The organism is Vibrio sp. McD22-P3 (assembly GCF_021568915.1).
GTDB lineage: Bacteria > Pseudomonadota > Gammaproteobacteria > Enterobacterales > Vibrionaceae > Vibrio > Vibrio mediterranei.
The window spans coordinates 1-11,759 of sequence record NZ_JAKGTN010000015.1 but is presented as its reverse complement, the minus strand read 5'-3'; the positions used below and the strand labels follow the sequence as shown (position 1 = coordinate 11,759).

Genomic DNA, 11,759 nt, shown 5'->3' with positions numbered 1-11,759 from the left:
TGAAGCCCTACGCTGTTTGATGTGAAGGTTTAGGTAGATAAGCCATTAAGTAACGTACCGCTACGTAGCTTACAACAATCGTTGCCACAATTAACTCAATATTGGCTAGCACTCGAACTTGCTGAATCGCACTCTCTGATATTCCGTGAGCGCCCATCCAAGCTACCAATTTGTACAAGGCTGTTGCACCTATAACCATTGGGAAAGTAAATGCTGCATAGCCTGGGCTAAATGGTAAACGAAGCAATTTAATGAACGCTAAATAGATAATCATCGTCATCAGTACTGCAATACCGAATAGCAGTGCAAGTATCACTGGTGAAGGCTCTGCTGCCACGGTTAGGTACCCGGCAAGTGAGAGACTCGCAGGCGCTGCCATAATCGCTAATGTTGGTTTAGCTGCGTCTGGAATTTCGTGAGTGAAAATCAAACGATAAATCATGGTAGGAAGCATCACTGCGTACACACCTAGACCAAAGTACAAAGCACCATTTGCGACCCATTGCAGATTTGGATTACCAGAGAACGCCACATCCGCAACCACAATACCAACAGGTGGTACAAACCAGCTTGGCACCATATGGTGCAATTCGAAATCACGACTACGGTGATAAACAAAGCTTGCTAGGAACACAATATGTAAGCCTACAGCAACTAGCCAGATACCATCACCGAGTCTTGGTAAAAACTGACCAACTGAGTGAGAGACCACCATAGTGGCCATTGCAAACGTAGGAACAACACTGCCCACAACAGGGTGTGCTAGGTCTTCTCTTAATAGGTGGTTATGAAATAAAAATTTGTAAGCCAAAATCACAAGTAATACACTCGCGATGGCCGCGCCCATCCACTGTGCTCCATGATGCAGTTCCAGTGCATTTTCCCAACACCAGCCAAGACTCGCGATACCTAAAGCCAATCCTGCCATTGGTGTAGGTGCGCCTTTAACTCTGTAGTGTGCTTTTTTCACGGTCGCAATCATTATTAGCTGCCTCAATTAATGTGTTGCGCTTATTCTAACTCTGCCTTATGTTTAGGTATATCTATTAAAACTCAACTAACGTTCAGATTAACTAAACATGACCCCACATATCTCGCTTAAGCAACTTAAAGTCTTCGTAGCCGTCACTCAGCATCAAACTCTCACTGCTGCGTCGGAAACACTGTTTCTCTCAAAAGCGGCTGTGAGTATGTCGTTAAGTGAACTAGAAAAGCAAATCGGCCATGCTCTTTTTGATCGGGTAAATAACCGTTTAGTGATCAATCAAGAGGGTCAGAAGTTACTCCCTCTCGCCGATGAACTGCTTAGTCGAAGTCGCGACATAGAATCTCTATTTAGCGATGAGCAAAGTTATCGCGGGCAACTACGCATTGGCGCCAGTGATACCGTTGGTAATCAATTAGCGCCGTTTTTATTGAGTGATTTTCGCCAGCAACACCAACATAAAGCGCAACAGTTGTTTATTTCCAATACCGCGTTGATCTGCCAAAAGCTCATCGATTATGAGTTAGATATTGGCTTGGTTGAAGGTAAAACGCTGCATCCCGAACTTAATAGCACTCAGTTTAGTGAAGATGAAATGTGTATCGTCTCCTCGGTCAATCACCCTCTAGCAACTCGTGATATGAATGATTTGTCCTTGCTTGAAAACAGCGATTGGATATTGAGAGAACCAGGTTCCGGCACAAGAGAGTTTTTCTTAAGAACGGTTGCACCAAGAATAGAGGTATGGCACGAAGCATTCGAGCTGAATACCACAGAAGCGATCATTAACTGCGTATCGGCGGGATTAGGTCTCGCATGTTTATCTAAACTTGCCGCACAAACAGCGATTAATGACGGTCGTATCAAACAACTTCCCGTTGCGCTGGATATGAAGCGACGGTTCTGGGTATTAGTTCATAAAGAGAAATATCAGAGCCCGCTGCTTAAGAACTTTATCGATTTTTGTCAGGTGTGGGATAAAGCCTAGTCTCGCATGAATAGGAAATAGGCAATCAGTTCTCACTTTTGACCCGCCGACTGGACAAGCGGATCTCGCATCTGTATAAACAGACAGTATTACACGTTTCAAAATTAACATATTAGAGGATTGACCATGGCTGTAATCGTCAAGTACGTGGTGGAACGCAACGGAGAAGAAAAGATGACTTTTACCTCTAAAGCTGAAGCTGACGCTTATGACAAAATGTTGGATATGGCAGACGAGTTATTCTCACTGCTAGGCGAAAGTGAGCTCATTGAAGATGAAGCAAAACAGGAAGAGCTATCCCTTTTCCTTGCTCAACGTAAAGAAGAAGTGCTTTATGCTCTGGGTGCTAAACGCAAACCGACACCAAAGAAACCAAAAGTGGTTGAGCCTGTGGAAGAGGATGATAGCGAGGCTGCAGCATAATTCGCTTACCCTAGTATCCCCCTTCTCATCAATAAACCAGCAACGGCCAATCAGGTCCTGCTGGTTTTTTTGTCTCTAGTATCGACTATTTCTTATTAGACAAAACTATCGCTAAAAAGACAAAGGGTATCGTTTTACAGACTTTTGCCATTTTTGCCCTTTCATCACATCCTGTCACTCTATAAGATGATTGCCAACAAATTACACCAAGTCGCTGCAGTTTGGCGCGACTTTTGGACAATTCTATACATGGAGAACGAGAGTCATGGCAGCATTTTCAATTGCTTTCGGCAGCGCAACCAAAAACCGCGACGGTAAAATCATCGAAGCGTTTTTCCCACACCCACGTCTAAATCCAAGTGACGCACTGGTCTCAGCCATTGCTGAAGTAGCAGGTTACACAGACGGTAACCAAGCGATTGAAGTAACTGCAGAGCAAAGCGCTGCATTAGCGACAGCATTCGCATCAAACGACGATGTACAAAATGCAGCCTTCGCAGAAAAAGCAGCAAACTCTTCTCAACCATTAGTTATCGTTATTCTTGCCACTGACGAGAAGCCACAATCTGTCGCAGAAGGCTTCTTGAAGCTACAACTGATTTCTAACCGCTTGGTTCAACCACACGGTACAGTGCTAGACGGCATCTTTGGTCTACTTCATAACATCGCGTGGACTAACCAAGGTGCTATCGACCTTCCAGAGCTGGCTGACCGCCAAATCGAAGCTCGCCTTGCAGGCGAAACGCTAACGGTTGATTGCGTCGATAAGTTCCCTAAAATGGTGGACTACGTGGTTCCAACTGGCGTTCGTATCGCCGACACTTCTCGTGTACGTCTTGGCGCACATGTTGGTGAAGGTACAACGGTTATGCATGAAGGTTTCATCAACTTTAACGCAGGCACGACAGGCGTTAGCATGGTTGAAGGCCGAATTTCTGCTGGCGTTGTTGTTGGTAACGGCTCTGATATTGGTGGTGGTGCATCTATCATGGGCACACTGTCAGGCGGCGGCACGGTTGTAGTGTCTATTGGTGAGAACTCACTACTGGGCGCAAATGCGGGTCTCGGATTCCCGCTTGGTGATCGCTGTACTGTTGAGTCTGGCCTGTATGTTACTGCGGGTTCTAAAGTACGTATGCTTGATGCTTCTGGTCAAGAAGTAGAAATCGTCAAAGCACGTGACCTTGCAGGTAAGCCAGACTTACTATTCCGTCGCAACTCTGTGACTGGTCAAATCGAATGTCTAACTAATAAGACTGCGGTTGAGTTAAACAGCGAGCTACACAGCAATAACTAGTCGGTAGCAATATCACGATGTTCAAAAAAGAGCCTCAGCATAATGCTGAGGCTCTTTTTATATATCCAAATCTTTATTGTCGATACTTACTGGGACTTGTTTGTTAATCAAATTGACTAACATAATAGAACGCGCCTCACCGTCAGCCTCTTGGAAAATGGCTTCAATGCCCGCAAACTGACCACCAATCACTCTCACGCATTCCCCTTTGTCAGGAAGGTCAGCGCAATCTGGCTCATCACAATGAACCATCGATCTTAATTCAAAAATCAGATCACCATTGATCTCTTTTGGTTGAGCACCAAAACGAATGAAATCAACCACACCTCGTGTCGAGCGAACGGTAGTGAAAGAAGGTCCTACCTCATAATCAAACTTCACGAATACATAGGATGGAAAGAGCGGCTCTTTCACATTCTGTCGTTTGCCACGCAATATTTTTTCTACCGAGATCTCTGGGTAGTAGCACTCTAAGCCTTGATTTTCGAGATGCATTTTCGCGCGAGCTTGTTCTCCGCGCTTACAATAAAGCAAATACCAACGTTTCATTTTCACTGCATAATGTTTCTAATTACCTACATCGTATCACTAAATTTGCGGTCTTTCTCTAAAGTTCAATTAATGAATCGAATAGTAAAGAGGAATATTCCTAATAATTGCGAGTTAACAAAAAATGAAATGTTAGTTTGCAGCACATTTTTCTCGTACCATCCCTGAAAAATTTACTTACATTTCATTGTGTTAAACATTTTATTCACAATATCTATTAATTAATGCTATTGCAGTTATTAATTTGGTCATGTATACAAGTTGGCACATTATATTCTTTGATAACTAAAATTAGTAAAACTTATGACAGCACAGCACAACATCCTAGGCCACCCACGAGGCCTGTTTCTATTGTTCGGTACCGAACTATGGGAACGTTTTTCCTATTACGCAATGCGTGCCATCCTAGTTCTGTTCTTAACTGATGCTACTATGAATGGCGGTATGGGCTGGTCCACTAAAGATGCTCTAGATCTCTATGGTATCTATACTGGACTTGTTTACATCACTCCGCTTATCGGTGGTTACATTGCCGATAACTTCCTAGGCCAACGAAAATCTATCATCATTGGTGGTGTATTGATGGCAGCGGGTCAATTCACTCTGGCTGCTGCGGCATCAGGCGAGCCTAATGCGCACTTATTTTATGGTGGTTTGGCACTTCTTATCGCTGGTAACGGTATGTTTAAGCCAAACATTTCAACCATGGTTGGTGACCTTTACGAAGAAGGCGACAACCGTCGTGATGGTGCCTTCACTATCTTCTATATGGGTATCAACTTAGGTGCACTACTAGCGGGTATCGTTGTGGGTTCAGCAACCGATTCATTCGGTTGGTCAGCAGGTTTTGTAGTTGCTGGTATCGGTATGGTGCTCAGCTTAATCATGCAACTTACTATGGCGAAATCTTGGTTAGGTGAAATCGGTAACGTGCCTGCAGCTGCTCGTGCAAAAGCACTGAACAACTCAAAAACAAAAGCGCCATTAACTAAAGAAGAGATCGATCGTCTTAAAGTTATCCTTATCATGGGTCTATTTGTTATCGTTTTCTGGGCTGGTTTTGAACAAGCTGGTGGCCTGATGAACATCTACACGCAGCAATATACAGACCGTATGATTGGTGACTTTGAAGTACCAGCAGCTTGGTTCCAATCGCTAAATCCGTTCTTCATTATTACTCTTGCTCCTGTTTTAGCGGCAGTTTGGGTGAAACTTGGTAAGCGTGAACCTAACTCTCCAGTTAAATTTGCTCTAGCACTATTCTTCCTAGCACTTGGCTTCCTTTGTATGGTTGGTGCAGTGATGGAGCAAGGCGGCGACACTGCGGTTAAAACCTCTATGCTTTGGTTAGTGGGTGCGTTCTTCTTCCACACATTAGGTGAGCTTTGCCTATCTCCAATCGGCCTATCACTTGTGACAAAATTGGCACCGCTTCGCCTTGCATCACTTATGATGGGTGCATGGTTCGGTTTCAATGCGATTGCAAACTATGTGGCTGGCCTTATTGGTTCACACGTTGGTGAACTAGGTGCAATGGCTATCTTTGGTGGCATTGCCGCAACGGCCGTCATTTGTGGTGTTATTTTACTCGTGTTCTCAAGTACCTTAGTAAAATGGATGCACGGTGCCGAGTCTAACGGCATTAGCAAGGCTCAAGAAGTAGAAGAGCAACAAGCACAACTCGCTTAATAAACGAATAAGCTTAATAACTAAAAAGGGTCAGACATTGAATGTCTGACCCTTTTTTAATTAAGACAAGCCATTAAGCAGACTGAACCAATTCAACCATCATGTCGATGTGTTCCTGCGAATCGTTAAGACAGCTAATATAACGATAACTTTCGCCACCCGCTTCGATGAAGGTTTCTTTCGCCTCCACCGCGATTTCTTCCAGTGTTTCTAAACAATCCACCGAGAATGCCGGTGTGATAATATCCAGCGATTTAATGCCTTTATCTGGCATTTGCTTTAACGTCTGTTCCGTATACGGTTGTAACCATTCCTCACGACCAAAAATGGACTGATAGCTCATTCCTATTTGCGACGAATCTAGGCCTAACTCTTCACCCAGAAGCTTCGTCGTCGCTTCACAATGCAGAGGATAGACGTCACCGTTATCAGCGTAGCGTTTTGGAATGCCATGATATGAGCACAACAAGTAATCCGCGCGCCCGTGCTGCTCCCAATGCGCTCGCACCGAATTGGCTAGCGCTTTGATATATCTGGCGTTGTCATGATAGTCGCGTACCAATGAAATGCTAGGAAGCGTTGAGATAGATTTACAAGCCTTGGCAATGCCATCAAATGCAGCCGCAGTCGTCGTCCCTGAGTACTGAGGATAAAGTGGCAGTACCACGACCTTATCAACCCCTTGGTCTAGTAATCTTGAGAGCCCATCTTTAAGAGACGGATTACCGTAGCTCATACCGAGTTCAACCGGCATATTTAGAGCTTGCGCCAGTTTGTCGGCTTGTTGACGGGAGTACACCATTAAGGGTGAGCCCTGCTCCATCCATACTGATTGATACAGTTTAGCGACTTTAGGCGAACGAATAGGCAAGATGACCCCGTGCAAAATAGGGCACCAAAGCCAACGATTCATATCCACAACGCGGTGATCATGCAAGAATTCTTGTAAGAACGCTTTCACTCCTTTTGCTGTAGGTTCATCAGGCGTACCTAAGTTAACCAGCAAAACTCCTGTTTTTAGCGAACCGCTCATAGACTTCCTTTTAGTTGTTATTTGATTTCTAAACGGATTATATACTCTAGCTGACCATCCATGGATCAAAAAAAACGACCTAATAAGGTCGTTTTTTTACTTGATTCACAATTGCGAATTAAGACAGAGCTTTTTCGATATCTGCGCTTACGTCAGCAACTTGCTTAGTACCGTCAAATTTCAGGTACTTAGTGTTACCCGCTTCTGCTTCTTTACCATAGTAAGCAATCAGCGGCGCAGTTTGATCGTGGTAAACGCCTAGACGAGCACGTACTGTCTCTTCTTTGTCGTCATCACGAACTACTAGGTCTTCACCTGTTACGTCGTCTTTACCTTCTACTTTAGGTGGGTTGTAAACAACGTGGTATGTACGACCAGATGCTAGGTGAGCACGACGACCCGCCATACGCTCAACAATCACATCATCAGCAACGTCAAACTCGATAACGTAGTCTACGTCTACACCCATCTCTTTCAGGCCATCAGCTTGAGGGATAGTGCGAGGGAAACCATCCAGTAAGAAACCTTTTTCACAGTCGTCTTGAGCAATACGCTCTTTGATTAGACCAAGAATGATATCGTCTGATACTAGCTGACCTGCATCGATAACCGCTTTGGCTTTCTTACCAAGCTCAGTGCCTGCTTTGATTGCTGCACGTAGCATGTCACCAGTAGAGATTTGAGGGATACCGTACTTCTCCATGATGAATTGAGCTTGTGTGCCTTTACCAGCACCTGGAGCACCTAAAAGAATGATGCGCATGACTTGTCCTCTTATACTTAAAAAGATTTTATACCGAAGCTCACAGCTAAAGGCTTCACCTTAGTGGCTGCTTTACGATAAGTTTCGGTATAAAGATGAATTCTGAATGTATAAACATTGCTCAACAAAGATCTGAATGTTTATGCGTGCGGCGCATTCTAACACAGAAATCTTTTGCTTGGCGCGAAATACGACTAAAGAATAGCCAACAAGCATCTAAAGTTCGCTAACTCTGTGTTAAACCACACTTTAAAATGAATGAGCCCAATACTATTGGGCTCATTTTTATGCTTTAAGTCACAAAATAAATCTAAGGTTATTAGACTTTAGACAAAAGCTTATTCACTGCACCTAGGAATTGAGATGGATCTGTCATAGAGCCACGCTCAGCCAGCATTGCTTGCCCTAGTAATACTTCAACCCAGCGACCAAACGCATCTTCATCCGCTTCGTCTGCCATGCGCTTAACCAACTCATGCTCAGGGTTAATTTCAAAGATGTACTTAACTTCAGGAACTTCCTGACCAGCTGCTTCAAGCAACTTCGCCATCTGTGTGCCCATTTCGAAGTCATCGGTAACCACAACAGCTGGAGTAGTCGCAAGCTTGAACGTGGTGCGAACTTCCTTAACGCGATCACCTAGGTAAGCTTGAGTGCGCTCGACCACAGACTTGAACTCTTCCTCTGTCTCTTTTTGCTTCTCTTTTTCCGCTTCGTCTTCAAACTTACTTAAATCAAGACCCGATTTAGTAATGGACTGGAACTGCTTACCGTCAAACTCGGTTAGGTAGTTCATCAGCCATTCGTCGATGCGGTCATACATCAGAATAACTTCAATGCCTTTCGCTTTAAATTGCTCCAAGTGTGGGCTGTTTTTTGCCGCCGCGTAACTATCTGCGGTTAGGTAATAGATCTTGTCTTGGTCTTCTTTCATGCGCTCAACATAAGACGCAAGAGACACAGTTTGCTCAGCAGAATCCACCTCCGTCGATGCAAAACGAAGCAGGCCAGCGACCTTCTCCTTATTTGCCATGTCTTCCGCTGGGCCTTCTTTCAGTACTAGGCCAAACTCCTTCCAGAACGATTGATATTTCTCTTCATCATTCTTAGCCATGCGTTCAAGCATAGTTAGCACGCGTTTGGTACATGCGCCACGCAACGATTGAGTAACTTTGTTGTCTTGAAGAATTTCACGCGAAACGTTTAGTGGTAGGTCATTTGAATCAATTAGACCACGGACAAAACGCAAATAAGATGGCATGAACTGTTCTGCGTCATCCATAATAAACACACGTTGTACATACAGCTTAAGTCCGCTCTTATGATCGCGATTCATCATATCCCAAGGCGCTTTAGCTGGAATATACAGCAAGCTAGTGTAGTCATTCTTGCCTTCTACGCGGTTGTGACTCCATAGCAGAGGGTCGGCAAAGTCATGAGACACATGCTTATAGAACTCTTGATACTCTTCATCGGTAATATCAGATTTGTTGCGAGTCCAAAGTGCTTGCGCTTTGTTGATCTGCTCCCACTTACCTTGTTCTGTCTCTTTACCTTCTTCATCACGCTCAAGCGTCCAAATAGATACTGGAATGCCGATGTGGTCTGAATATTTGCTGATTACATCACGAAGACGCCATTCAGATAGGAACTCTTTACCTTCTTCACGCATGTGAAGAATGATATCCGTACCACGTGTTTCTTTAGTGATGTCTTCGATGGTGTAGTCGCCTTCACCAGCAGAGTGCCATTGCACCGCTTGGTCAGCGGCCGTGCCCGCTGCACGCGTGCGGACGGTCACCGCGTCTGCCACAATAAACGCTGAGTAGAAGCCAACACCGAATTGACCGATTAGTTGTGAGTCTTTACTTTGCTCATCTGACAATTTAGCAAAGAACTCTTTCGTACCTGATTTTGCAATAGTGCCTAAGTGTTCGATCACATCATCGCGCGTCATACCGATACCATTATCGGAAACGGTTAATGTGTTGCTCTCTGCATCAAACGACAACTTAACGCCTAAGTCTGCGTCACCTTGATATAAGTCAGTGTTAGATAGCGCCTGAAAGCGCAGCTTATCGGCTGCATCGGACGCGTTCGAGATTAACTCTCTTAGAAAGATCTCTTTATTTGAATACAAAGAGTGAATCATTAAGTGAAGAAGTTGTTTTACCTCTGACTGAAAGCCACGGGTTTCTTTATTGTTAGTTTCAGCGGTGCTCATGCTATCTCCATTACACATTTAATATCGAGTTTCGACATTTTCTGGAACTCGTTATTGCTATGATTAATCTGCTAAAGAAATGAGGATGAAGATTGTAAATTCAAGGTCAAAAAACATAAAAATGCTGTTTTTTTGATTGGTTTTTATTATCCTACTGCTCCTGACTATAAAAAAATCCTAAAATCCTATAATTGGCTCTGCAATTATTCAGTGCCAAAGTATCAGTATCTGTCGCGTTGCGGCACTAAAAAGAAGAATGCAATGAGTAACATAGGCACTAAGTTTATACTCGGTCAAAAGTACATTTTTGACCCTAATAGCAACTCTTTAGTCGATCAAACCAATAACGATGAAGTAGTCCGTCTTGGTAGTAATGAAAGTCGCATTTTACTTCTACTCGCTGAAAGACCGAATGAAGTCGTGACCCGTAACGACCTTCATGAATTTGTTTGGAGAGATCAAGGCTTTGAGGTCGATGACTCAAGCTTGACTCAAGCTATTTCTACGCTCCGCAAGATGCTGAAGGATCCAACAAAGTCACCTCAATTTGTAAAGACGGTGCCTAAGCGTGGCTATCAGCTTATATCTAGTGTTGAGCGCTCTGTGCCTGTCGCTTCATCAGAAGCTATAAACGAAGCTCCTGTTGTTGATCTTGCCAAAGAACTGCAAGAGCCAAACTCTGCGTCAACAGTTCCTCACTCAGAGCCAGTGATCTCACCAGCTCCAAAAGAAAAGACACCGCCAACCGTTTGGGCAATGGTCGTAGTGGCAATTTTGCTACCTATTCTTGTGCTTATGGTAACCAACCCAGCGCAATCAAGCTTTAAAGAGCTTGGTATGGTCGAAAGCGTTAAGATTGTGACGCCTGAAAACCACCCTGACGTCTCTAGCTGGCAACCAAAAATTGAGCAATGTGTTGCTAAGTATATTGAAACACATACCGACGACATGTTGCCTCTAGAAGTGATTGTAACAGGCGATCAGAGTGATCAAATTGCACTGAACTTTATTCATAGTGTCGAGTTCTCTGGTGAAAATAGCACAATGCGTATTTTTACTGAGCAATCAGACTTAAGCAAAGTGTGCAAGTAAGGAGTGTCCTGATGAAAATGAAATACGCTGCTATTTTACTTGCTCTATCTACTGCTCTAAGCGCTTGGCTTTACTGGGGAAGTGATTTAAAAATCGAGCAAGTTCTAACGTCCAATGAATGGCAATCCAACATGGTAGGTATCATTGCTGCCCGTGACTATCCAGATACCGATATCGGCCCGTTAAGCCGATTAGAAATGTCGGCCAACGTAAAATATTTGCCAGGTGGTGAATATATCCGCGAATCTTCAATGCGCTTGTACGGTAACGATCCAGAAAAACACACCTTGATTAAGATTTCTGAGAAAGGCGCTTGGACTATCAGTGACAACTACTTACTGATTTCACCTCGAGAGTTCAAAGACACTGCGACGGCACAATCGGACGAGTTTACTCATGAGCAACTTGCGATGATTAAGCAGTTCCTAAAAATGGAAGCCCAGCAAAGTCGACGTATTGATATCGTTAACGAAAAAACATTATTGCTGACTAGTTTAAACCAAGGTTCATCTATCTTGTTCTCTAACTAAGTCAGAATTTAAATATCATAAAGGAGGCAGTCTGCCTCCTTTATTTTTTGTAGCTAAAAAGTGTGAGACCATAAAAAAACCAGAGCTGAAGCTCTGGTTTTTTTGTTTGTCATCTGAGGTGACGCTTAGCCTAGTAGGCTCAATGCTGCGTTTGGCGCTTGCTTCGCTTGCGCCAAAATCGAACTT

General features: G+C 43.9%; 11 protein-coding genes. 6 read left to right on the top strand and 5 right to left on the bottom strand.

Annotated elements, in window-relative coordinates:
- Positions 1-7: 7 nt before the first annotated feature.
- Positions 8-982 carry a TDT family transporter gene (locus tag L2W36_RS17560; RefSeq protein ID WP_006071095.1) on the bottom strand — a complete coding sequence of 325 codons (975 nt, stop codon included), beginning with the start codon at positions 980-982 and terminating at the stop codon, positions 8-10.
- A gap of 97 nt (positions 983-1,079) precedes the next feature.
- On the opposite strand from L2W36_RS17560, the gene L2W36_RS17555 reads away from it, so the two are divergent.
- The 3 genes from L2W36_RS17555 (at position 1,080) to dapD (ending at position 3,693) form a co-directional block, all read left to right on the top strand.
- Complete coding sequence (locus L2W36_RS17555; RefSeq protein WP_236110822.1) at positions 1,080-1,973, top strand: LysR family transcriptional regulator; 894 nt, start codon at positions 1,080-1,082, stop codon at positions 1,971-1,973.
- A gap of 126 nt (positions 1,974-2,099) precedes the next feature.
- Positions 2,100-2,396, top strand: a complete 297-nt coding sequence (locus L2W36_RS17550) for a YebG family protein (RefSeq protein ID WP_006071091.1) — start codon at positions 2,100-2,102, stop codon at positions 2,394-2,396.
- 265 nt (positions 2,397-2,661) lie between these two features.
- Positions 2,662-3,693: a 2,3,4,5-tetrahydropyridine-2,6-dicarboxylate N-succinyltransferase gene (gene dapD / locus L2W36_RS17545; RefSeq protein ID WP_006071089.1), complete on the top strand. Its 1,032-nt coding sequence runs from the start codon at positions 2,662-2,664 to the stop codon at positions 3,691-3,693.
- A 57-nt stretch (positions 3,694-3,750) separates the two neighbouring features.
- Here dapD and rfaH read toward each other — a convergent pair whose 3' ends face one another.
- Positions 3,751-4,242 carry a transcription/translation regulatory transformer protein RfaH gene (rfaH, locus tag L2W36_RS17540; protein ID WP_006071087.1) on the bottom strand — a complete coding sequence of 164 codons (492 nt, stop codon included), beginning with the start codon at positions 4,240-4,242 and terminating at the stop codon, positions 3,751-3,753.
- Between the two features lie 303 nt (positions 4,243-4,545).
- On the opposite strand from rfaH, the gene L2W36_RS17535 reads away from it, so the two are divergent.
- On the top strand, positions 4,546-5,931 hold the full coding sequence (locus L2W36_RS17535) for a peptide MFS transporter (RefSeq protein ID WP_006071085.1): 1,386 nt from the start codon (positions 4,546-4,548) through the stop codon (positions 5,929-5,931).
- A 73-nt stretch (positions 5,932-6,004) separates the two neighbouring features.
- Here the strand turns inward: L2W36_RS17535 and hemH are convergent, their stop codons facing one another.
- The 3 genes from hemH to htpG form a co-directional block, all read right to left on the bottom strand.
- Positions 6,005-6,964, bottom strand: a complete 960-nt coding sequence (gene hemH, locus L2W36_RS17530; protein WP_006071084.1) for a ferrochelatase — start codon at positions 6,962-6,964, stop codon at positions 6,005-6,007.
- A gap of 118 nt (positions 6,965-7,082) precedes the next feature.
- Positions 7,083-7,727 carry an adenylate kinase gene (gene adk, locus L2W36_RS17525; RefSeq protein WP_006071083.1) on the bottom strand — a complete coding sequence of 215 codons (645 nt, stop codon included), beginning with the start codon at positions 7,725-7,727 and terminating at the stop codon, positions 7,083-7,085.
- A 319-nt stretch (positions 7,728-8,046) separates the two neighbouring features.
- Positions 8,047-9,951 (bottom strand): molecular chaperone HtpG, encoded by a 1,905-nt coding sequence (gene htpG / locus L2W36_RS17520; RefSeq protein WP_236110819.1) that lies wholly within the window; start codon positions 9,949-9,951, stop codon positions 8,047-8,049.
- Between the two features lie 261 nt (positions 9,952-10,212).
- Between htpG and L2W36_RS17515 the strand changes: the two genes are divergently transcribed.
- Positions 10,213-11,043, top strand: coding sequence for a winged helix-turn-helix domain-containing protein (locus tag L2W36_RS17515; RefSeq protein WP_236110818.1), 831 nt, complete (start codon positions 10,213-10,215; stop codon positions 11,041-11,043).
- 11 nt (positions 11,044-11,054) lie between these two features.
- Entirely contained in the window at positions 11,055-11,573 is a 519-nt protein-coding gene (locus L2W36_RS17510; protein ID WP_006071076.1) for a regulatory protein ToxS, read from the top strand.
- Positions 11,574-11,759 lie beyond the last annotated feature (186 nt).

Coding starts and splice junctions, on each gene's coding strand:
- L2W36_RS17560 (WP_006071095.1), bottom strand. CDS start 982: ATGATTGCGACCGTGAAAAAAGCACACTACAGAGTTAAAGGCGCACCT.
- L2W36_RS17555 (WP_236110822.1), top strand. CDS start 1,080: ATGACCCCACATATCTCGCTTAAGCAACTTAAAGTCTTCGTAGCCGTC.
- L2W36_RS17550 (WP_006071091.1), top strand. CDS start 2,100: ATGGCTGTAATCGTCAAGTACGTGGTGGAACGCAACGGAGAAGAAAAG.
- dapD (WP_006071089.1), top strand. CDS start 2,662: ATGGCAGCATTTTCAATTGCTTTCGGCAGCGCAACCAAAAACCGCGAC.
- rfaH (WP_006071087.1), bottom strand. CDS start 4,242: ATGAAACGTTGGTATTTGCTTTATTGTAAGCGCGGAGAACAAGCTCGC.
- L2W36_RS17535 (WP_006071085.1), top strand. CDS start 4,546: ATGACAGCACAGCACAACATCCTAGGCCACCCACGAGGCCTGTTTCTA.
- hemH (WP_006071084.1), bottom strand. CDS start 6,964: ATGAGCGGTTCGCTAAAAACAGGAGTTTTGCTGGTTAACTTAGGTACG.
- adk (WP_006071083.1), bottom strand. CDS start 7,727: ATGCGCATCATTCTTTTAGGTGCTCCAGGTGCTGGTAAAGGCACACAA.
- htpG (WP_236110819.1), bottom strand. CDS start 9,951: ATGAGCACCGCTGAAACTAACAATAAAGAAACCCGTGGCTTTCAGTCA.
- L2W36_RS17515 (WP_236110818.1), top strand. CDS start 10,213: ATGAGTAACATAGGCACTAAGTTTATACTCGGTCAAAAGTACATTTTT.
- L2W36_RS17510 (WP_006071076.1), top strand. CDS start 11,055: ATGAAAATGAAATACGCTGCTATTTTACTTGCTCTATCTACTGCTCTA.